The following is a 21,843-nucleotide window of genomic DNA, read 5'->3' as shown; positions in this document are numbered from 1 at the left end:
GACCACCTGGTTCTAAACGTCTGCATTAAAGGCATTCGGCAGCCACTCGAGCGCCGTGCCGGTAATGGCGATGATGTCGAAACGGCAATTCACTGTTTCAAAACTGCCGCCGCGTTGCGCCAGCCAGAGAGCGGCAGCGCGCAGCAGCTTTTGTTGTTTATTCCGGGTTACGCTGGCGAGCGCGCCACCATAACGCGCATCGCGTCGGTAGCGAACTTCAACAAACACCCAACAGTGCCCGTCACGCATTATCAGGTCAAGTTCACCATTGCGAAAGTGAACATTACTGGCGACCCATATCAGGCCAGCCTGCTCCAGATAGCGCCGGGCATCTTCTTCATACCTGGCGCCAGTCTGACGCCGATTTAGTTGGCCGGTGCGATTTCGCCCCGACGATACTGGTTCCATGTCAACTTCCTGTTGATCACACAATCCGTGTCGGCGCTGAGCTTGCCGGTATTGCCGTCCAGCGTAAAGCCAGGTGACTGACGCATCTGGTTAAAGTGATTCGCCAGCGTCCAGGCATCCATTCCCATGGCATAGAGGCGCACCAGCGAATAGTCATTATTGAATGACTTTGATGTCTGCTGCATCAGGCCAGGATTGCTGCCGGAGAGCAGCGGAATATCGCTGAACTGCAGGCCATCCATTTCCAGACGGAAGTCCGGGCCGGCACCGGCTTGCGCGCTGCGCGAACTGGCGTAGAGCGAGATATTGCTACGACTGCCGGTGCGCATGGTAATCATCGGTTTGATCAGCTGCAGTTCGTCCTGCGTTGAGACAATGTAGACCGCATCGACGCCGCCGCCGCTGCTGGTGCTGACCACATCTGGCGTGTTCTGCTGCGGTGCCGGGATAGTCAGGCCCGCAATCGTAACACCCTGCGGCTCGGCAGGTGCAGCGTTCACCGGCGTACCGGATAAGCTGATGCCCGCGCCGCTGTTAATGCCCTGTTTCAGCTCTGAGGTCGAACCAAAGCGCTGCTGCATCACGGTGCTGCCACCCAGCGTCTGCCACTCCTGAGCAAAGGCGTTGGTGACGCGATCGCCCAGTCCACTGCGCGGAACCAGCAACAGCGGCTGGCGTTTGCCCTGATCCCAGATATGGTGCGCCGCATCGCGCGCTTCGTCTTCAGGAGAAAGCGCAAAGTAGCAGATATTCGGATGGTTCTGGATCTTTTCCGGCTCGTTGAGCGCCAGCACATTCAGTGGCGTCTGGCTGTTGGCGACCTTCTCAACGTTGCTTTTCAGCAGCGGGCCGACCACGATGGTGGCACCATCCTGCTGTGCCTGCTGCATCACCTGTTCAATCGGCTGGCTGCTGGTGTCATAGACCTTGATCTGTGCGTTGCTGGCCGGTTCCGCGGCAGCAGGCTGTGATTGAGGCTGTGGCGTCGCGTCGGCAGGCTGTTGCTGCTGCGGCGCGCTGATTGGATCGGTGGAAGAACCAGCAGCGGCAGCGGGTTGGGTGCTGGCAGTTGCAACAGCAGCGGCGGGCTGAGCTGCCGCAGGCTGAGCGACCGGCGCGGAGATGCCATTCTTCGCATCATTAAAGCCTTTCTGAATCGCGTTGGCGAACACCTGTGCCTGGCCATTCAGCGGCAGCAGCAGCGCGATGATGCTGGTTGAAGCTTTGGTGTAGTTCTGCATCTGGCTCAGCTGCGTCGGCAGCGTTTTGGCCGCCGGGTTCTGCGGATAGCGGGTCTGCCAGTCTTTGATGCCTGACTTGAGCATCTCGGCATCCTGCGTGTTGGCGCGCCAGACCGCGAGCAGATCCAGCCAGCCCTGTAGCACATTTTCATCGGCATTGATGACCAGGTTGCTGACTTCCTGCGGCGACATCTGGGTCAGTGTCTGCCAGGTGGCGTCGATATTGCCCTGATGATCGGTGCCTTTCAGCAGCGGCTCCTGGGCAATATAGTTGCGCAGCAGCGAGAGTGAAGGGCGACCCTGTGCGCTGGCGATCTGCAGGCTGTAATAACGCGCCAGCTGATCCTGCGACAGTGCGCCGGTTTTCACTGCCGCTAACAGCGGTTCGGCGTCTTTGATCTTATGCTGTGCAATCAGCAATTGCGCTTTCAGCAGCAGGAATTCCTGTTGCTGCGTCTCAGAGAGCTGCTGCGGCAACTGGCTCAGTTGCTGAGTCGCCTCAGGATACTTTCCTTCCTTCAACAGGGCGCGGATTGCAAGTAATTGCCAGTCGGTCTTGCTATCATCGCTGCTTTGCTGCGCTTGCTGCAGATAGTAAGCGGAGCTGGCTGTGACGGGCCCCTGAATATTGACGGTTGAGGTTTGCGGCCCCTGACCGCTACATGCGGCTAAAATCAGCCCAGCAAGAATGACAGGCAGAAAGCGTCCTGCTTTATGACGAACGACTTTTGAAGGAAGCATACTGTATCCAGTGATGTTTTTTTCAAGATGCTCAATATTAAATCGGCAATTCGGATGAAACAATGAAACAACTCGATCGGGCAGAGATTTCTGCCAGCACGCTCTACATCGTTCCAACCCCGATTGGTAATTTGGGTGATATCACCCAGCGGGCGCTGACGGTGCTTTCGAGCGTCGATCTGGTCGCTGCGGAAGATACACGTCATACCGGACTGTTGCTACAACATTTCGCCATCAATGCGCGACTCTTCTCACTTCATGACCACAACGAGCAGCACAAGGCTGAACTGCTGCTGACCAAGCTGCAGGAGGGTCAAAGCATAGCCTTAGTTTCTGATGCTGGCACGCCGCTGATCAACGATCCGGGCTACCATCTGGTGCGTCGCTGCCGTGAAGCGGGCATTCGTGTGGTGCCGCTGCCGGGCGCCTGTGCTGCCATTGCTGCGTTAAGTGCTGCAGGACTGCCATCCGATCGTTTCTGTTACGAAGGGTTTCTGCCCGCCAAAACCAAAGGCCGTTGCGACGCCCTGCGGGCGCTGGTGCAGGAGCCGCGCACGCTGATTTTCTATGAGTCGACCCACCGTCTGATCGACAGCCTGCAGGATATGGTGAGTGAGCTGGGTGCCGAACGCTACGTGGTGCTGGCGCGCGAGCTGACTAAAACCTGGGAGTCGATCTACGGTGCACCGGTCGGCGAGCTGCTGGCGTGGGTAAAAGAAGATGAGAATCGTCGCAAAGGCGAGATGGTGCTGATTGTCGAAGGGTACAAGACCGATGATGAAGATGCGTTACCAGCCGATGCGCTGCGTACGCTGGCGCTGCTGCAAAAAGAGCTGCCGTTGAAACGCGCGGCTGCGCTGACCGCTGAGATCCACAGCGTGAAGAAAAATGCGCTTTATAAGTATGCGCTGGAGCAGCAAGAGGCGTGACAAATGCCGGCGAATGTCCTATTATCCCGCGCCGAAGCTGACCAGACAGTCGCCGCTTTGTCGTCGTCCTCACTTGTGGGGAGACGGGCAGAGGGGAGGAAAGTCCGGGCTCCATAGGGCAGGGTGCCAGGTAACGCCTGGGAGGCGCAAGCCTACGACCAGTGCAACAGAGAGCAAACCGCCGATGGCCCAGAAATGGGATCAGGTAAGGGTGAAAGGGTGCGGTAAGAGCGCACCGCGCGACTGGCAACAGTTCGTGGCACGGTAAACTCCACCCGGAGCAAGGCCAAATAGGGGTTCACAAGGTACGGCCCGTACTGAACCCGGGTAGGCTGCTTGAGCCAGTGAGCGATTGCTGGCCTAGATGAATGACTGTCCACGACAGAACCCGGCTTAACGGTCAGCTTCGACTTTTTATCAAAAACCCCGCTTCGGCGGGGTTTTTGCTTTGTGACGTGCGGTGACAGGATGAATGACTGCCCACGACGCTTTCTATGAAAAGAAGGCGGCTTAACGGTCAGCTTCGACTTTTTATCAAAAACCCCGCTTCGGCGGGGTTTTTGCTTTGTGACGCGCGGTGGTTTGAAGGTCAGCGGTGAGATCGCGCCTGCAAAGGAAACAGGGTCAGATCGGAAAGTCGCAAAATCCGTCATCCCTGACATGCTCGGCCCGCGCCATCCCTGGCGCGGGACGCTTTCCTCTTCTGACCCTGTTCCCTTCGCGTTTAGATTGTCATTGCGGTCAGATTGTATCTGCTCCCTGCGCGATATGCAGGCAGCTTAACCGCGGCCGTGCGGCTCGTCCCAGTCAAACGCCGGGCCCAGCGAAATGACGCCATTCGGATTGATGGTCTTGTGGCTGCAATAGTAGTGATGACGAATATGCGGCAGATTAACCGTCTCTGCGATACCAGGCATCTGATAGATATCACGCAGGAAACCACTCAGGTTTCTGTAGTCACTAATGCGATGGCGATCGCATTTAAAGTGGGTCACATAGACCGGATCAAATCGCACCAGTGTGGTCCACAACCGCAGATCCGCTTCGGTCAGTTGATCGCCGGTGAGATAGCGATGCTGGCCTAAAATCTGCTCCAGCCGCGACAGCGAATGGAACAGCGCAGTGACTGCCTCGTCGTAAGCGGACTGAGAAGTGGCAAAGCCCGCTTTGTAAACGCCGTTGTTCACGGTGTCGTAGATCCAGCTATTCAGTTCATCAATTTTTTCGTGCAGAGCAACAGGATAATAATCCCCGGCACGGGCACCGACAGCATCAAACGCACTGTTGAACATGCGGATGATATCGGCAGACTCATTGCTGACGATGGTGTTCTGCTGCTTGTCCCACAATACCGGCACGGTTACACGGCCACTGTATTGCGGATCGGCGTGCAGATAGAGCTGATAGAGGAACTCATTCTGGTAGAGCTTATCGCCGGTCGCATCCTGAAAATTATCATCGAAGGTCCAGCCATTCTCCAGCATCAGCGGATGCACCACGGAGACATCGATCATGCTATCCAGACCCTTCAGCTGACGCATCAGCAGCGTGCGGTGCGCCCAGGGGCAGGCCAGCGAGACATAAAGATGATAGCGGTCGCGTTCGGCGACAAATCCCGCTTTACCCACCGGGCCAGCACTGCCATCCGCGGTAACCCAGTTGCGGAAAGCCGACTCTGAACGCTTGAAGCGTCCGCCGGTAGATTTGGTGTCGTACCAGGTGTCATGCCAGACACCGTCAATTAACTGTCCCATAATGGCTCCAATGCAAACAGGGCGGGGAAATGTCCCCGCCCTGCTAAGTATATGTGGCATTACGCTTTATGTGAGATTAGCGCGCAATCGCTGGCTGTGTTTTTCTTTTGCTGATCAGGCGATCAATGCTGTATGCACCAGGACCCACCAGACCTAACACCAGGAAACCCCCGGCGATAGAGAGGTTCTTCATGAACATCAGCTGGTTCACGCCTTCGGCAAAGTTACTGTGGAACAGAAACGCGGTCAGGATGGTGAAGCCTGCAGTAAACAGGGCAGTGAAACGGGTCAGGAAACCAAACAGGATAGCCAGACCGCCGCCAAACTCCAGCAGGATAACCAGCGGCAGCATAAAGCCCGGGACGCCCATTGCTTCCATATATTGCTGAGTACCTGCATAACCGGTGATTTTGCCCCAGCCAGCCGTAATGAACAGGATTGGCATCAGGATGCGAGCCAGTAACAAACCAACGTCTTCGAATTTTTTCATCATTTACTCCAGCGCTATCAGGGATGCAGGGCAAGCTGCCCGCAAGGTTTATGCCCGCTGAAAGCAGTATTGCGTTCATTGGGTTGATAGCTGGAGATGATAGTCGCGGAGTGGAAAGGTTGTAAGCGAGATATACTGTCAGTGTTTTTCAGAAATTCTGATGAAGAAAAGCCGGCCTTTTCAGGACCGGCTTTTAGCAAAATTAACGCGGTGGCAGAGCGGACTTGATCATGCGCCAGGTACTCCAGGCGCCGAATCCCCGTTTTACCCAGCGTAACAGCATGTTGGGACTGCGAACGGAGTAGATAGCCAGCGCACTGCTGCCAATGGCCAGGTAGCGGCGTAAGCTGAGGAAGGTGAACCAGCCGCGATCGTAATGGGCGGTGCCTTCCAGCCAGTCACGCCGCGCAGCGCTTAAATCCAGCCGCTGCTGCTGCACATGCTTAAGCAGTTCATGGATGCGTTCTTCACGCTCGCGGCGGCTCATCAGCGCTGGTCCTCAAGTAAATCCCGGTCTGTTTCCAGCTCCTTGCGCGTGTGGCGCAACAGCGTGGACTGACGTGATTTGTGAAGCGTCCAGAGCCCCAGAATAACCGCCAGCAGTAGCAGCGTGCCGGTCGTGATGCCAATGGCCATCAGACGGTACTGCGCATCCACTGCCCAGATAATCAGAACCATCAGGCTCATCAGACCAAATGCAGTGAACAGCATTGTCAGGCCAACCATCAACAGCAGCTGAATCAGGTTAGCTTTCTCGTGCTCCAGTTCCACCACTGCCAGACGAACGCGTGTCTCGACCATGCCAACCAGCGTGGTAACAATGCGCTGGCCGATGTTAATGACCCCTTTAGCCGGGCCGTGGTTATGCTGTGAGTCAGCCATAATTATCGACGCGAAATGAGCATGCCCAGTGCGACGCCAATCGCTGCACCGATACCCACACCATGCCATGGATTTTCACGCACGTAGCCTTCGGCTTTTTGCGCCGCTTCGCGGGTGGTCGCAGCAATGCGCTCGCTTGATTCGCCCAGACGTTCACGTGAGCTATCCAGCGCCACACGCGCTTTATTGCGAAGTTTATCCAGCTCGCCTTTGGATTTTTCAGTGCTGCTGCTCAGCACCTCTTCCAGGGTATCGGCCAGGTTTTTCAGTTCAGCACGCAAATGTTCCGATGATGTGTCTTTAGACATAAAATACTCCTTTAACATCAGTTGGTTAGTTCCGATTAATAGGGCTCCGCCTGTAACTTTTTCAGCTCCCGGCGCGCTTCATCCAGTTTTTGTTGTCGCTTAGCAATCTTCTCCTTGTCATGGCCCTCTTCACGCTCTTCCCTGAGTGCGTGCTCACGCTCAGCAACTTTCTGCTTCTGAGCGTTAATTCTTTCCAGATGGGCGGCCTCGAGCTTTTTGTCGCTGCAATCGGCCCGGACTTCGGTCAGCGCGCGCTCCAGACCGTTAACCCGGCGCTGGTTGTTATGCTTCTGCGCCATCCCGATTTCACGCTGAATATCCTGCTCTTTCTGCTCACACAGCGATTCTGCCGCCAGCAGCGATCCCGACAGCGAAAACAGCGCGACTCCCAGTAATACTTGATATTTCATTGGTCCTGGACCCTTCCATTGCGACCTGATCCGTCATCACCCGCGTAATCATATGGCTGCGGGTGCTAAGAATCGACTCTCGCTTAAGCATAGACACCCATAGTAAAAAGTTCAAAGAAGACCGGGAGATAGAGCGCCTTTCAGACCGCCGCAGGATGGCGCGACGGTCTGAAAAGGAGAGGGGAGTCGGGGGATTACGCCAGTGAGAGGTGCTGAGAGTGATCGTGCTGCGCCACAATAAAGCCCTGTGGCAGCAGACGGCGTAACACCTTCTGGGCCGCCAGGCTCTGCTCTTCGCTATCAAAATGGATGATCAGTGCATCACCCGCAGGCGTAATGCTTTTGATACGAATACCCTGCGCACTTAATTGCTGGTAGAGATAAAAACCATCGGGCAGGGTGGCGCCAGCATGGGAAACCCGAATCTGCACCACCGTCTCGTGCTTCATCAGACCGGGGACCACACAAAGCGCGACCAGCGCAAAGACGCTAGCGATCAACCACGGTAACCACCGTTTAGGAATAGCCTGCAGCAGTTTCATTACTCGGCTTTCCCGTTCTGATTCGCCTGACGCTTACGCCATATGACCACCAGCGATCCCACCAGACCAAACACCAGCAGCACCAGCGGCAGCATCATCAGGAAGAACATCATCTCATCTTCATAACGACGGAAAATCGGGGTTTTACCCAGCGCGAAGCCGATAACGGTCAGAATCACCACCCACAGGAACGCACTTACCCAGTTGAAGAACTGAAAGCGGGCATTACTGAGGCCTGACAATCCGGCGATGGTAGGCAGCAGAGTCCGCACAAACGCGATAAAGCGACCAATCAGCAGGGCAGATAAGCCGTGACGATGGAACATGCTGTGCGCGCGCAGATGATACTGGGCGGGAAGATGGGAGAGCCATTTCTGTACCGTGGGCGTGTTACCCAGCCAGCGGCCCTGTAAGTAGCTCACCCAGCAGCCAAGACTGGCACCGGTCGTTAAAACCAGAATCGTCAGGGGGAAGCTCATGGTGCCTTTGGCAATCAGTACGCCGACCAGAATCAGCAGACTGTCACCTGGCAGAAATGCAGCGGGAAGAAGGCCATTTTCTAAAAACAAAATCATAAACAGCACGCCGTAAATGGCCCATACCAGCGTGGGATCGGAGAGGGTTTCGTAGTCCTGCTGCCAGAGGGCATGCAGCAACGATTGCAAAATATCCATCAATTCATTCCTGAACATCATTGTTAAACATGTCCCACAGGGACTTAAACGCAGACCGGCATTTCGTTATAAATTTTAGGAGCGCAGCCTGGGCGGGATTTTCCGGATCCTTCCAGAATTGATTGTTAAATCAGCGACTTTATAACCCCCAGTCGCAAAGGGTAATAAAAGGGCGATAACTGTAACAAAAATCGCCTGTCTGAGACAGGAAAACTCTCTGGCGAACAGGAGTTTTACCTTGTGAAACGGCGTGTAAAAAGGAGCTTTACATGACCTGACACTATTGCAGATTAACTGACCGTCTCAGGGCATTTTCAGGCACTTTTAGCGGGCGTTATTGGACCCATCAGGCAGGATGACCGGATTCTCACCAAACATGTATCGATCCACGTTAAATTCAAAATCATCCGCCGTCGCGTTAAACAGCATCTGTTTAGTATTTTCCAGATGTTGCCACATCGCCAGTTTGCTGGCGGCGGGATCTTTGCGCATCAGAGCTTTAAGAATCTGATCGTGGTCGTCGCACCAGCTGAGAATGCTGCGCTGGTCGATGTGTTCGTGAAGTTTGAGCCAGTAGGGATTGTGCAGGCGATGCAGCCACATTTTTTCAACGATGGCGGCTAAGGCACTGTTCTGGGTGGATTGCGCGATACGTACATGAAACTGCATATCCCACTCGGAGTCGCGGAAGTGATCCTCCTGGCGGGCTTTTTCCTGAATCGCCATCAGGTCGATAATGTCCTGACGCGTTACCTGCGTCGCAGCGAACTCGGCAACATTACTCTCAATCAGCTGACGAGCCTGAAGCAGTTCGAAGGGGCCAAACGTGGCGAACTCCAGCTGACTGCTGGTGGAAGCGATGCGGTTCTGCTGCTGGCTGGCAATGACGTGGATGCCCGAGCCTTTGCGGACCTCAACATAGCCTTCAACTTCCAGCATGATGATCGCTTCACGTACGACGGTGCGGCTCACTTCCATCTCTTCGGCAATCAGGCGCTCAGCAGGCAGTTTGTCACCCACCGGATAGCTCCCGGTTTCAATGCGGCTTTTCAGCTCGCTGGCCAGCTGTTGATAAAGTCGACGGGATTCAGTGAAGTCCATAGCACAATCCTGGTAGCAGACAGATAAGTTGTTATACCACTTCAGGAGGTGCGAGGAAATGGGCTGGCTTGCGCCAGCCCGGCAGATTAACTGCGAACGGCGCTGGCCTGCGGAATAACGGCTTCGGCATTCAGCTCTGAAATGGGTTTATTTTTCAGAACCGTCCAGATAACGACGGCGCCCAGCAGATCAAACACCGCCAGCGCGGCAAACAGCGGGCTGAAGCCCAGCGTATCGGCCAGTGCACCGACCACCAGCGCAAACATGGTGCTGGCGGTCCAGGCTGCCATGCCGGTCAGGCCGTTAGCCGTGGCAACTTCATTGCGGCCGAAAACGTCTGAGGAGAGGGTGATCAGCGCGCCAGAGAGGGCCTGATGCGCAAACCCGCCGATGCACAGCAGACCAATGGCGACGTAGGGGCTGGTGAACAGGCCGATGGTGCCCGGCGCAATCATTAACACCGCACCCATCGTCACGACCATCTTGCGGGAGACGATCAGGTTAACGCCGAACCAGCGCTGAAACAGCGGCGGCAGATAGCCACCGAGGATGCAGCCGAAGTCCGCGAACAGCATCGGCATCCAGGCGAACATCGCAATCTCTTTCAGATTGAAGCCGTATACCTTAAACATAAACAGCGGAATCCAGGCGTTGAACGTTCCCCAGGCCGGTTCTGCCAGAAAGCGCGGCAGGGCAATACCCCAGAACTGGCGGTTACGGATAATCTCCAGTGCTGACATTTTGCGGGTGTTGCCGGTCTGATGCTGCGCTTCCTGGCCGGAGATAATATAGTCGCGCTCTTCATCGCTCAGCTTCTTCTGCTGTTTCGGGTGCTTGTAAAACACCAGCCAGCTGAGTGCCCAGGCCATGCTCAGCACACCGGTCATGATAAATGCCATCTGCCAGCTGTGCGCCACAATCGCCCAGACCACCAGCGGCGGAGCCAGCATCGCACCGATAGACGAACCCACGTTAAAGTAGCCCACGGCGACCGAACGCTCTTTAGCCGGGAACCATTCGCTGCTCGCTTTCAGTCCGGCCGGGATCATCGCCGCTTCAGCCGCACCGACTGCGCCACGTGCCAGCGCCAGTCCGCCCCAGCTGCCCGCCATCGCCGTAGCGGCACAGAAAATCGCCCACATAATAGCAAACACCGCGTAGCCGACTTTGGTGCCGAGCAGATCCAGTACATAACCTGCCACCGGTTGCATCAGCGTGTAGCAGGCTGAATAGGCCGCAATTATGTAAGAGTACTGCTGCGTGGTGATATGCAGCTCTGACATTAATGTCGGGGCCGCCACGGCAATGGTGTTACGGGTCAGATACCCTAACACCGTACCGAGCGTCACCAGTCCAATCATGTACCAGCGTAACCCTTTGATCTTACGCATCCTCTACCTCTTCCAGTTCTGTATGCGGTCTTGCCGCTGTTGTTATCTGGAGCGGGACAGCACGTGATGCAGCTCTGCTCACGCCCGCAGGTTCTGTATGAGCAACCCTGTTATGACCTTGCCATTTGTGAGTCGCTAACGACCTCACGATGGGGCGAGAGCCTAACTTGTTATACAACTTTAAAAGTTGAGAGCCATCACAAAAACCCTTTCTGCACTGTGGGATACTGGAAACCTGCGTAATGACAGCCATTTAGCGCGATGCGGGCGACAAAAACGTCCATAACGGCAGCCAGCTACCGCCGTTTATGTGAGCAGGATCGCAAATAAATCCGTAACGGACTAAAATTGGTATGATAACTTTGGGCCATCCGTGGTTCAGTCGATGAGGAAGCATGTATGTCACGTTTCATGACCGAAGATTTTTTGCTGGATACCGAATTCGCCCGTCGTCTCTATCACGACTATGCAAAGGATCAGCCGATTTTCGACTATCACTGCCACTTACCGCCGCAGCAGATTGCTGAAAATTATCGCTTCGCCAACCTTTATGACATCTGGCTGAAGGGCGATCACTATAAGTGGCGGGCCATGCGCGCCAACGGTGTGGCTGAGGCGTTCTGTACCGGTAACGCCAGCGATCGTGAAAAATTTGACGCCTGGGCGCGCACCGTGCCGCACACTATCGGCAACCCGCTCTATCACTGGACCCACCTGGAGTTACGCCGGCCTTTCGGTATTACCGATACGCTGCTTTCTGAGAAAACGGCTGACAGCATCTGGCATCGCTGCAATGAACTGCTGGCGCAGGATAGCTTTACCACGCGCGGCATCATGCAGCAGATGAAGGTGAAGATGGTGGGCACCACTGACGATCCGCTGGATGACCTGCGCCATCACCGCGCGCTGGCAGACGATGCCAGTTTCAGCGTCAAAGTGCTGCCGAGCTGGCGTCCGGACAAAGCGTTTAATATCGAAGCGGAAACCTTCCTGCCGTGGATCGAGACGCTGGAGCAGCTGACGGATATCAGCGTGCAGCGTTTTGACGATCTGCGCAGCGCACTGCATCAGCGGCTGGATCACTTCGCGGCGCACGGCTGTAAAGTCTCCGATCACGCGCTGGATGTGGTCTGCTACGCCGAGGCGGATGACGCTACGCTGGATGCGATTCTGGCGCGTCGTCGCAGCGGTGCCGCGCCCAACCCGCAGGAAACGGCACAGTTTAAAACGGCGGTGCTGGTCTGGCTGGGCAGCGAATATGCCCGCCGTGGCTGGGTGCAGCAGTATCATATTGGCGCACTGCGCAACACCAATCCGCGCCAGTACCAGCTGCTGGGGCCTGATGTCGGCTTCGATTCAATCAACGACCAGCCGCTGGCCGAACCGCTGGCACGCCTGCTGGGCGCGCAGAATCTCAATAATGCGCTGCCTAAAACCATTCTCTACTGCCTGAACCCGCGCGACAACGAAGTGCTGGCCACCATGGCGGGCAACTTCCAGGGCGAAGGTCAGGCGGGCAAGATGCAATTCGGTTCAGCCTGGTGGTTCAACGACCAGCTGGATGGTATGCAGCGTCAGATGACGCAGCTGGCGCAGATTGGTCTGCTGAGCCGTTTCGTCGGCATGCTGACCGACAGCCGCAGCTTCCTCTCCTACACCCGCCACGAATATTTCCGCCGGCTACTGTGCCAGATGATAGGCCGCTGGGTGGAACAGGGTGAAGCGCCAGCCGATGAAGCGCTGTTAGGTCAGATGGTACAGAACATCTGCTTCAACAATGCCCGCGATTACTTCGGCATCGAGCTGGGAGCCTGATAATGAAAAGGCTAAACCGTCACGACTTTCCGGGCGCAGTCTATCGCGACCGGGTGATCCAGTTCGGCGAAGGCAACTTCCTGCGCGCCTTTATTGACTGGCAGATCGACTGGCTGAATGAATATCAGGGCACCGATGCCGGGATCGTGGTAGTGCGGCCGCGCAACCGTGAAGTCAGCGACAGCCTGAATCAGCAGGATGGACTCTACACCACACTGATCCGCGGGCTGAACGATCAGGGCGAGCAGGTCAGCGAAACCCGGCTGATCCGCAGTCTCAACCGTGAAATCCAGCCCTGGCAGCAGTTCGGCGAGTTTATGGCGCTGGCCCGTAATCCGGATCTGCGCATGGTCTTCTCCAATACTACCGAAGCGGGCATCGCCTTTGTCGGCACGGATCAGCTTACCGATCAGCCTGCCAGCAGTTTCCCTGGCAAACTGACGCAGCTGCTGTGGGCGCGCTATTCCCACTTCAATGGCGCCAGCGACCGGGGCTGGCTGGTGGTGCCGTGCGAGCTGAATGACCATAACGGCGACACGCTGCGCGATCTGGTGCTGCGCTACGCCGATCAGTGGCATCTGCCCTCCGAATTTAAAACCTGGGTTCATCAGCACTGCGCGTTCTATAACACCCTGGTCGACCGCATCGTCACCGGCTTCCCGGCGGAAAGCGAGCAGCTACAACGCGAGCTGGGTTATGAAGATCGCTATCTGGTGGCGGGCGAAGTCTACTATCAGTTTGTGATTCAGGGGCCGTCGGCGCTGTTTAATGAACTGAAGCTGGCGGCGCTGTCGCCGCAGGTTCGGCATGTGGATGACATTGCGCCCTATAAAGCGCAAAAAGTGGCCATTCTCAATGGCGCGCACACTGCAATGGTACCGGTCGCGTTTCTGGCCGGTATTGAGAGTGTGGGAGAGGCGATGGCCGATCCGGCTATCGCCGGATTTGTGGATAACCTGCTGCGTCACGAAGTGATCCCGACGCTGGATCTGCCTGCCGATGAACTGCACGCGTTTGCCGATGCGGTACAGCGTCGTTTCCGCAATCCGTTTATTCGCCACGCGCTGCTGTCGATTGCCCTTAATGGCATGACCAAATTCCGCACCCGTCTGCTGACCCCACTCCTTGCCGCGCATCAGCAAACCGGCGAGTGGCCGACACACATCACCTTTGCGCTGGCCGCGCTGATCGCTTTTTATCGCGGCGAGTCAGCCGGCAAAAGCTGGCCATTGCAGGACGAGCCGCAGTGGTTACAGCGCTACGCCGACGCCTGGAAAGCACTTGATGCGGATCAGCTTTCACCGCAACAGCTGGTGAACGGCGTACTCAGCGACGCGCAACACTGGGGTGAAGATTTAACCCGTCAGCCCGGACTGGCTGCGGCTGTCACCCAACACCTGCAAAATATCATCGCCCACGGAATGCGTGAGGCGCTGAGCCAACTGAGATAACGCTATGCAAGACGCAATTAAAATTGATCCCCGCGACAATGTCGCCGTGGCGTTACGTGATTTAGACGCGGGCGCCATGATAGAGCTGCCGCCACTGAGTGTGGCGGTGCAACAGGCGGTCGGACGCGGGCATAAATTTGCCCTGCAGCCTATCGCGCAGGATGAGCTGGTGATCAAATATGGGCTGCCGATTGCCCATGCCACGCAGCCTGTGGCCGCCGGTGAGTTAATCCATTCGCAGAACGCCCGCACCAATCTCAGCGATCTGGATCAATATGCGTATCAGCCCGAGTTTGTGACGCTGCCGCCGCAGCCGGGTGACCGTGAGGTGCAGATCTACCGTCGTGCTAACGGCGAGGTTGGCATCCGCAATGAGCTGTGGATCCTGCCGACCGTCGGCTGCGTCAACGGCATTGCACGTCAGATCCTGCAGCGTTTCCTGAAGGAGACGCAGGATGCAGAAGACATCGATGGCGCGTTCCTGTTCAGCCATACCTTCGGTTGTTCGCAGCTGGGGCAGGATCACGAAAACACCCGCACCATGCTGCAGAATATGGTGCGCCATCCTAATGCTGGCGCGGTGCTGGTGATTGGTCTCGGCTGCGAAAACAATCAGGTTGATGCTTTCCGTGACACCCTCGGCGCGTTTGAAAGCGACCGGGTCGAGTTTATGGTGTGCCAGCAGCATGACGATGAGGTGGAAGCCGGGCTGGAGCGGCTGCACGCATTGTATGAAAAAATGCGTCACGACCAGCGCGAGCCGGGCAAACTCAGCGAGCTGAAGTTTGGTCTGGAGTGCGGCGGTTCGGATGGTTTGTCTGGCATCACCGCCAATCCGTTGCTGGGACGTTTCTCGGACCAGATGATCGCCAATGGCGGCACGACCGTACTGACCGAAGTGCCGGAAATGTTTGGCGCAGAGCGGATTTTGATGAGTCGCTGTCGCGACGAGGAGACCTTCAGCAAAACGGTGGCGATGATCAACGATTTCAAACAGTATTTTATCGATCACCAGCAGCCGATCTACGAAAACCCGTCACCAGGCAACAAAGCGGGCGGTATCACCACGCTGGAGGAGAAGTCGCTGGGCTGTACTCAGAAAGCGGGGCAGAGCCAGGTGGTCGATGTGCTGAAGTATGGCGAACGGTTAAAAACGCCGGGGCTGAATCTGCTGAGTGCGCCGGGCAATGATGCGGTCGCCACCAGTGCGCTGGCAGGTGCCGGTTGTCACATGGTGCTGTTCAGTACCGGACGCGGCACGCCTTATGGCGGTTTTGTACCGACGGTGAAGCTGGCCACCAACACGCCGCTGGCGGAGAAGAAACCGCACTGGATCGACTTTAATGCCGGACGGTTGATCGAGGGGATGAGTATGGACGCGATGCTGGAAGACTTTGTCGACAGCATTGTGGCGATTGCCAGTGGTCAGCCGACCAACAACGAGAAGAACGATTTCCGCGAGCTGGCGATTTTCAAAAGCGGTGTGACGCTATAGTTTGTCAGGCAAACAATGGCGATCCTGATGTTGTTATTACCGTCGGTTAATCCTGTGCCCTTCGTGGGTGGCAGAGTCCGATCGCAAAGTCGCTTAAAGCATCCCTGCTCGCTCGGCCCGCGCCTTCCCTGGCGCGGGACGCTTTGCTCTTCGGACTCTGCCACCCACTCTTTGAGCTTTTGAGCTATCTGAAAGGTTAAGCCCGGCTGGTTTCGCGCTCCGCTTCTGCCTGACAGACAGCGGCGGTAAACAGAATATCGGTTGAGGAGTTCAGCGCGGTTTCCGCTGAATCCTGCAGGACGCCGATAATAAAGCCGACCGCCACCACCTGCATTGCCAGATCATTCGGAATGCCGAACATGTTACAGGCCACCGGGATCAGCAGCAGCGAACCGCCCGCCACGCCAGATGCACCACAGGCACAGAGTGACGCCACCAGACTCAGCAGAATCGCCGTCGGCACATCAATGCTGATCCCCAGCGTATGCACCGCCGCCAGCGTCAGCACGGTAATGGTAATCGATGCCCCCGCCATACTGATGGTTGCGCCCAGCGGAATCGACACCGAATAGGTATCCTCATCCAGATCCAGACGTTTCGCCAGCGCCATATTCACCGGAATGTTGGCGGCAGAACTGCGGGTAAAGAAGGCGGTCACGCCGCTTTCGCGCAGGCAGGTAAAGACCAGCGGATAGGGGTTACGGCGGATTTTATAGAACACCAGCAGCGGGTTCACCACCAGCGCCATCAGCAGCATACAGCCGATCAGCAGCGCCAGCAGATGCGCATATTGCCACAGCGCGCCAAAGCCGGTAGACGCGAGGATCGAGGCCACCAGACCGAAAATACCAATCGGCGCGCAGCGAATCACGCAGCGTACCAGCCAGGTCACCGCATGAGAGGCATCATTGAGAAAGGCGCGGGTAGTGTCACTGCTGTGACGGAAAGCCAGCCCGAGACCAATTGCCCACACCAGAATGCCGATGTAGTTGGCGTTCATCAGGGCCGTGATTGGATTCGACACCATGCTCATCAGCAGTCCGCGTAACACTTCGGTAATGCCGGATGGTGGTGTGATTTCCGTGGTGCCCACCGCCAGCGTCAGCGTCTGCGGGATCAGATGGCTGAAGACCACCGCGACGACCGCCGCGAAAAAGGTGCTCAGCAGATAAAGCATAATAATCGGCCGGATATTGCTCTTCTGGCCCTGCTGGTGGTTGGCAATCGAGGCGATCACCAGCATTAGTACCAGCAATGGCGCGACTGCTTTCAGCGCACTGACAAACAGTTCACCCAGCAGACCGACCGCGATAGCGGCATCGTGTGAAATCCAGGCGAGCGCCACACCGGCGATCAGCCCAATCATGATTTGCTTCACCAGGCTTCCGGCGAGCAGCGTGCCCAGACGTGCGGAGAGAGTTTTCTGCATAATATTTTCTATATTTTGTCGCGGATGTAGTTTCAGACGCGATGTTTTGCATCGGCTAAAACGGTTTGCCCGGCGGAGTATAAGGAAAAGATCGGACGAGAAAAGAGAAAGTTCTGTCACTGTGGAGCAGGTCAGATTTTTATTATGCTGGATAGTGGAAGTGTGACAGAGGGATGAAATGGCGTGACAGGCTGCCACAAAATAAAACAGGGGCATCGGCTGCCCCTGCAGGTAATTATGGTGCGAGCTTTTTCTGGTCTCTTTTGCGGTTAACCCAGGCATTAATCAGCAGGGTTGATGCCAGAATGGCACCGACCACACCCAGCGAGATACCGACCGGGATATGGTAGATGTCGACAATCAGCATCTTAAAGCCGATGAACACCAGCACAATCGCCAGGCCATACTTCAGCATCGAGAACCGTTCCGCCACGTTTGCCAGCAGGAAGTACATGGCACGCAAACCCAGGATAGCGAACAGGTTTGAGGTCAGTACGATAAACGGGTCAGTGGTCACGGCGAAGATCGCCGGGATACTGTCGACCGCAAAGATCACGTCGCTGATTTCCACCATGATCAGCACCAGCAGCAGTGGCGTCGCAAACAGCACGCCGTTTTTGCGGGTGAAGAACTTCTCGCCGTCGAGATCGTCAGTCATGCGCAGATGCTTACGCAGCCAGCGCACCACAGGTTTTTCGCCCACCGCGCTGTCATCCTCTTTCGCCAGCGCCATTTTCACACCGGTGAACAGCAGGAAGGCACCGAACACATAGAGGATCCAGCTGAACTGCGTGACCAGCCAGCTACCGGCGAAGATCATGATGGTACGCAGCACGATAGCGCCTAATACCCCATAGATCAGCACCCGGCGCTGCAGATTGGCCGGAATAGAGAAGTAACTGAACAGCATCAGCCAGACGAAGACGTTATCCACCGCCAGCGCTTTTTCCAGCACGTAACCGGTCAGGAAGGCGAGCGTCTGCGTGTTAGCGACTTCACGTCCCGCGCTGCCCTCCAGATACCACCAGAAGGCGGCGCTGAACAGCAGTGAGACTGAAACCCAGATCAGCGACCAGACGGCCGCCTGTTTGAAAGACATGGTCTGCGCGCCACGGCGTCCCTGCAACAGCAGGTCGATAGCCAGCATGATAAGCACCACAACCGCAAAGCTGCCCCACAGTAAAGGCGTACCCACAGTTTGCATATTCGTATCCTGTCCGAAAAATAAAAAAAACGGCTGAAGTCAGAAGACGTCAGCCGCTTATTTTTGTGTAAGCAAACCTCGCCTTCCGGCAAGGTCTCACTTACAACACAGAAATTGATTCCGGGTTGCCTGATGACCGGATGCTTTCGCATCGTAATGACGATCAATCAGCTTACAAGTTACTCCCCTTTGCAGGAGGGTAAGTTACGGTTTAGCCGCACAGGAAGCAACACCTCTCAGACATATTTAGAAATATTTACACAGCAGCCTGGTCGGCCGGGAAGATCACACCGGTCTGGCGGCGTATCTCAGTCAGCAGCGATGCAGTAATCCGCGAAACCTCAAGCGAAGGGTGGTCCACCTGGCGCTGCTCAACCAGCCGGGCAAAAGCGGCGGCCTCATACAGCATGGTGTTGATATGCTGCGGCTGACTCAGCGTCTGCTTTTCCGCGCCCCGCGGCACAAAAGTTAGCTGCTGGCACTCCGATAACTTCTCTATCACCAGCGCGCCCGCTTCACCCTGAATCTCGCTGGGCAGGCTGGAATCACTCACCTTCGAATGCAGAATCGTCACATCGAAATCACCGTAGCTCAGCACTACCACGCCGTGCGCGTCCACGCCGCTTGCAAGCAAAGTCGCCCTGGCCTGCACGCGATCTGGCTCGCCCCACAGCGTCACTGCCGAGGCCAGGCAGTAATAACCGATATCCATAATTGAGCCATTCGACCAGCGCGGATCAAAGGTATTGGGGTTCTCACCGTTGAGATAGCGCGGGTAGCGTGAGGAGTACTGGCAGTAATTCAGCAGCGCTTTTCGCAGTTTACCCACGTCAGGCAGTGCCTGCTGCAGCCGCAGGAAATTAGGCAGGCTGGCAGTTTTAAACGCCTCAAACAGCACCACCTGATGCTCACGGGCGCAGGCGATCATTTGTTCCACTTCTGCCAGATTAGAGGCCAGCGGTTTTTCGCAAATCACATGCTTGCCGTGCGACATAAACAGCAGCGCCTGCTGGCAGTGCAGGGCGTTGGGGCTGGCCAGATAGACCGCATCGATCTCCGGGCTGGCGGCCAGCGCTTCCAGTGAGGTAAAGGTCTGTTTGCAGGGATAATCGGCGATAAAGGCCTCAGCCTGCTGCTGACTGCGTGAATAGACCGCACAGAGCTTCATCGCTCCGGTTTCATGAGCGGCATCAATAAACTGGCGTGTAATCCAGTTTGTTCCCACAATGGCAAAACGAATCACGTCATCTCTCCGGCAGCTGTAAAGCGGCAGAGTAACATCTCACCCACGCTGTGCAATGGTGCCGGGCGGGCAGGGATTGATCCTGCGATCCGCATTCCAATAATATGCGGAAGCGATGATGTTTATGTACCAACCAGGGAGCGCAGGTGAAAGCAAGTAAGCACGCATTAAACTGGACCACACTTCTGATCGCCATTCCGGTCGGGTGTGCGGCGTCGCTGGTGACGCTGGCTTTCCGCGGCGTGATTGAACTGATCAACCATCTGCTGTTTGCCCGCAGTGGCGAAATAACCGAATCCCTGCATCTCTGGCCGTGGATCTTCTGGCCGCTGCTGGTGGGGGCGGGCGGCGTACTGGCGGGCTATTTTCTGCGTTATGCCGTTGCCATTGAGCAGCAGCAGACGGTGAAAACGGATTACCTTGAAGTGATCAACGCCCGGCTGGATGCGGTGCCGACCCGGACCTCACTGTTCCGCGCCTTATCGTCGATTGCCAGTATCGGCAGCGGCGCCTCGATAGGTAAAGAGGGGCCGATGGTGCAGCTCTCGGCACTGTGCGGCAGTGCGATTGGTCGCCTGTTACCGGCCTCACTTAACCTGAAAAACAGTGACGTGGTGGCGATGGCCGCGGCGGCGGGCCTCGCGTCGGTTTACCATGCGCCACTGGCGTCGGCGATTTTTGTGGCGGAAATCGCCTTCGGCATTTCTGCATTGCAGCGGCTGATCCCCCTGATCATCGCTGCCGCCACGGCGGTGATGACCATGTGGACGCTGGGTTTTCGCAGCGCGCTCTATCCGCTGGCAGACGCGAACTTCGCCATGGATCTCAGCAGCCTGCTGATGACGGTGGTGATTGGTCTGTGCGCCGGTCTGGCGGGCTGGATCGTGATTAAATGCATCGCCCGCAGCAAAGTGCTGTTCAGCCGGGTCGCCTCCCTGCCGCTGCGCCTCGGAGCGGGCGGCTTTGCGGTCGGCTTACTGGCGCTGATCTCCACTGATATCCTCGGCAACGGCTACGAGGTGATCGTCAAAGTGATGGCCGGGCACTACCTGCTGCCGGGTCTGCTGCTGTTGCTGGTGCTGAAAACCCTCGCTACCAGCCTGTCGGTAGGGTCGAACGCCGTCGGCGGACTCTTTACCCCTTCGCTGCTGATTGGCGCGCTGCTGGGGGTGATCATCGCGACGGTTGGGGCGGCGCTGCATCTGCCGCTCGGCAATGTGCTGCTCTATGCCGCGATTGGTATGGCGGCGGTGCTGGCAGCGGTCAGTCAGGCGCCGTTGATGGCGATGCTGATGGTGCTGGAGATGACGCTCAACAGCAGCCTGCTGTTTCCGCTGATGATCGCCACGGTGCTGGCGTCGATGGTGGTCTATCGCCTGCAATCCGCCAGTACTTATCCGGTCGTGAGTCATCACTTCAGCCGTTCAGAAGCGAAATATGATTTCGATAACATGCGCATTGCCGAGCTGATTATTGCGGGTGCGGCGTTGCAGCCGGAGGAGTCGGTGGGGCAGGCGCTGGCGGTCAGCTCCCTGAAGCGTGAACGCTATGTTTATGTGATCAACGCCGCGGGCGCTTTCCTCGGTGTGGTCTCGATTCATGAGATTTCGCGCCGGGTGCTGGCCCAGGAGATCACCCTCGACTCACCGGTGCAGTGCGTGATGGATCAGGATTTCCCGGTGGTGTATCAGAATCAGAGTATGCGTGAGGGATGGGAAGCCTTTGCGGCGGTGACGCTGGAGCGGTTGCCGGTGCTCAACAATCCGCAGGAACGGCGCTTTCTGGGCGCGCTTACCAAAACCAGTCTGATTCAGAAAGCGCAGGAGTTTCTTTAAGCCGCGTTGCCGCGCATCGCCTGGTCCGTCATCCACAGTCGCGCATCAAATTCGAGCTGGTGATAATCCGGCTCCATATGGCAGCAGAGCTGGTAGAACGCCTTATCGTGATCTTTTTCTTTAAGGTGTGCCAGCTCATGCACCACGATCATCCGCAGAAACGGCTCTGGCGCGAGGCGGAAAAAGGTCGAGATACGGATTTCCGCTTTCGCCTTAAGCTTACCGCCCTGAATCCGCGAGATGGCAGTGTGCAGCCCGAGTGCATGCTTCATCACCTTAATCTTGTTATCCCACATCACTTTGCTGATCGGCGGCGCATTGCGCATATAGCGATTTTTCAGCGCCTGCGTGTAGTCATACAGCGCTTTATCACTCATCACGTCATGAGTGTCAGGATAACGTTCCTGCAGGAACGCACCTAAGCGCTGATGGGCGATCAGCGACTGAACCTGCTCAAGAAGGGGGGCAGGATAACCCTGAAGGTAGATCAGTGAGGACAT

At 56.5% G+C, this 21,843-nt stretch carries 21 protein-coding genes and 1 other RNA gene; 6 read left to right on the top strand and 16 right to left on the bottom strand.

Features of this window, described 5'->3' with window-relative positions:
• Nucleotides 1-12 precede the first annotated feature (12 nt).
• The gene (locus tag HFD94_RS13250) at nucleotides 13-408 is read right to left on the bottom strand and encodes a YraN family protein (protein ID WP_010699787.1); all 396 of its coding nucleotides are present in this window, start codon (nucleotides 406-408) and stop codon (nucleotides 13-15) included.
• Entirely contained in the window at nucleotides 366-2,390 is a 2,025-nt protein-coding gene (locus tag HFD94_RS13245; protein ID WP_167433194.1) for a penicillin-binding protein activator, read from the bottom strand. The genes HFD94_RS13250 and HFD94_RS13245 overlap by 43 nt, the downstream gene beginning before the upstream one ends.
• 62 nt (nucleotides 2,391-2,452) lie before the next feature.
• Here HFD94_RS13245 and rsmI point away from each other — a divergent pair, with 62 nt between their 5' ends.
• Together rsmI and rnpB are read left to right on the top strand one after the other, a co-directional pair.
• Nucleotides 2,453-3,319, top strand: coding sequence for a 16S rRNA (cytidine(1402)-2'-O)-methyltransferase (gene rsmI / locus HFD94_RS13240; RefSeq protein WP_010256516.1), 867 nt, complete (start codon nucleotides 2,453-2,455; stop codon nucleotides 3,317-3,319).
• Nucleotides 3,320-3,352: 33 nt separating this feature from the next.
• Nucleotides 3,353-3,731, top strand: an RNA gene (gene rnpB / locus HFD94_RS13235) — RNase P RNA component class A.
• A 367-nt stretch (nucleotides 3,732-4,098) separates the two neighbouring features.
• Here rnpB and HFD94_RS13230 read toward each other — a convergent pair.
• The 10 genes from HFD94_RS13230 to HFD94_RS13185 form a co-directional block, all read right to left on the bottom strand.
• Nucleotides 4,099-5,073: a glutathione S-transferase family protein gene (locus HFD94_RS13230; RefSeq protein ID WP_033769817.1), complete on the bottom strand. Its 975-nt coding sequence runs from the start codon at nucleotides 5,071-5,073 to the stop codon at nucleotides 4,099-4,101.
• A gap of 76 nt (nucleotides 5,074-5,149) precedes the next feature.
• Nucleotides 5,150-5,563, bottom strand: a complete 414-nt coding sequence (locus HFD94_RS13225; protein WP_010256522.1) for a DoxX family protein — start codon at nucleotides 5,561-5,563, stop codon at nucleotides 5,150-5,152.
• Between the two features lie 202 nt (nucleotides 5,564-5,765).
• A complete protein-coding gene (locus HFD94_RS13220; RefSeq protein ID WP_010256526.1) occupies nucleotides 5,766-6,050 on the bottom strand; it encodes a YqjK-like family protein in 285 nt (94 codons plus the stop codon).
• A complete protein-coding gene (locus HFD94_RS13215; RefSeq protein ID WP_010256529.1) occupies nucleotides 6,050-6,445 on the bottom strand; it encodes a phage holin family protein in 396 nt (131 codons plus the stop codon). The genes HFD94_RS13220 and HFD94_RS13215 overlap by 1 nt, the downstream gene beginning before the upstream one ends.
• Before the next feature lie 2 nt (nucleotides 6,446-6,447).
• Nucleotides 6,448-6,753 (bottom strand): YqjD family protein, encoded by a 306-nt coding sequence (locus HFD94_RS13210; protein ID WP_010256532.1) that lies wholly within the window; start codon nucleotides 6,751-6,753, stop codon nucleotides 6,448-6,450.
• A gap of 35 nt (nucleotides 6,754-6,788) precedes the next feature.
• On the bottom strand, nucleotides 6,789-7,163 hold the full coding sequence (locus HFD94_RS13205; RefSeq protein ID WP_010256536.1) for a DUF1090 domain-containing protein: 375 nt from the start codon (nucleotides 7,161-7,163) through the stop codon (nucleotides 6,789-6,791).
• A gap of 194 nt (nucleotides 7,164-7,357) precedes the next feature.
• The gene (mzrA, locus tag HFD94_RS13200; RefSeq protein WP_167433193.1) at nucleotides 7,358-7,705 is read right to left on the bottom strand and encodes an EnvZ/OmpR regulon moderator MzrA; all 348 of its coding nucleotides are present in this window, start codon (nucleotides 7,703-7,705) and stop codon (nucleotides 7,358-7,360) included.
• The gene (locus HFD94_RS13195) at nucleotides 7,705-8,379 is read right to left on the bottom strand and encodes a DedA family protein (protein WP_010256544.1); all 675 of its coding nucleotides are present in this window, start codon (nucleotides 8,377-8,379) and stop codon (nucleotides 7,705-7,707) included. Before HFD94_RS13195 ends, mzrA begins: the two co-directional genes overlap by 1 nt.
• 324 nt (nucleotides 8,380-8,703) lie before the next feature.
• Nucleotides 8,704-9,480, bottom strand: coding sequence for a transcriptional regulator ExuR (exuR, locus tag HFD94_RS13190; RefSeq protein ID WP_010699780.1), 777 nt, complete (start codon nucleotides 9,478-9,480; stop codon nucleotides 8,704-8,706).
• Nucleotides 9,481-9,566: 86 nt separating this feature from the next.
• Nucleotides 9,567-10,871, bottom strand: coding sequence for an MFS transporter (locus HFD94_RS13185; RefSeq protein WP_010699779.1), 1,305 nt, complete (start codon nucleotides 10,869-10,871; stop codon nucleotides 9,567-9,569).
• A 399-nt stretch (nucleotides 10,872-11,270) separates the two neighbouring features.
• Between HFD94_RS13185 and uxaC the strand changes: the two genes are divergently transcribed.
• Genes uxaC through HFD94_RS13170 form a run of 3 tightly spaced genes read left to right on the top strand, consistent with a single transcriptional unit; the run spans nucleotide 11,271 to nucleotide 15,632 of the window.
• Entirely contained in the window at nucleotides 11,271-12,686 is a 1,416-nt protein-coding gene (uxaC, locus tag HFD94_RS13180; protein WP_010256553.1) for a glucuronate isomerase, read from the top strand.
• A 2-nt stretch (nucleotides 12,687-12,688) separates the two neighbouring features.
• Entirely contained in the window at nucleotides 12,689-14,137 is a 1,449-nt protein-coding gene (locus tag HFD94_RS13175) for a tagaturonate reductase (RefSeq protein ID WP_167433192.1), read from the top strand.
• 4 nt (nucleotides 14,138-14,141) lie between these two features.
• A complete protein-coding gene (locus HFD94_RS13170) occupies nucleotides 14,142-15,632 on the top strand; it encodes a UxaA family hydrolase (RefSeq protein ID WP_167430460.1) in 1,491 nt (496 codons plus the stop codon).
• A gap of 196 nt (nucleotides 15,633-15,828) precedes the next feature.
• On the opposite strand, the gene sstT is transcribed toward HFD94_RS13170, so the two are convergent.
• The 3 genes from sstT to HFD94_RS13155 all read right to left on the bottom strand — a co-directional run bounded on the left by sstT (nucleotide 15,829) and on the right by HFD94_RS13155 (nucleotide 19,508).
• Nucleotides 15,829-17,061, bottom strand: coding sequence for a serine/threonine transporter SstT (gene sstT / locus HFD94_RS13165; protein WP_010256557.1), 1,233 nt, complete (start codon nucleotides 17,059-17,061; stop codon nucleotides 15,829-15,831).
• Between the two features lie 235 nt (nucleotides 17,062-17,296).
• Nucleotides 17,297-18,265, bottom strand: a complete 969-nt coding sequence (locus HFD94_RS13160; protein WP_010256559.1) for a TerC family protein — start codon at nucleotides 18,263-18,265, stop codon at nucleotides 17,297-17,299.
• A 256-nt stretch (nucleotides 18,266-18,521) separates the two neighbouring features.
• On the bottom strand, nucleotides 18,522-19,508 hold the full coding sequence (locus tag HFD94_RS13155; protein WP_033769826.1) for a Gfo/Idh/MocA family protein: 987 nt from the start codon (nucleotides 19,506-19,508) through the stop codon (nucleotides 18,522-18,524).
• 146 nt (nucleotides 19,509-19,654) lie between these two features.
• Between HFD94_RS13155 and HFD94_RS13150 the strand changes: the two genes are divergently transcribed.
• Complete coding sequence (locus HFD94_RS13150) at nucleotides 19,655-21,343, top strand: chloride channel protein (RefSeq protein ID WP_022623916.1); 1,689 nt, start codon at nucleotides 19,655-19,657, stop codon at nucleotides 21,341-21,343.
• Here the strand turns inward: HFD94_RS13150 and HFD94_RS13145 are convergent.
• A complete protein-coding gene (locus HFD94_RS13145; RefSeq protein WP_010256568.1) occupies nucleotides 21,340-21,843 on the bottom strand; it encodes a M48 family metallopeptidase in 504 nt (167 codons plus the stop codon). The genes HFD94_RS13150 and HFD94_RS13145 overlap by 4 nt on opposite strands.

The organism is Pantoea sp. EKM20T (assembly GCF_011800485.1).
Classification (GTDB): Bacteria; Pseudomonadota; Gammaproteobacteria; order Enterobacterales; family Enterobacteriaceae; genus Pantoea; species Pantoea agglomerans.
The sequence above is the reverse complement of the archived record's forward strand: the minus strand, read 5'-3'. Positions and strand labels throughout refer to the sequence as shown.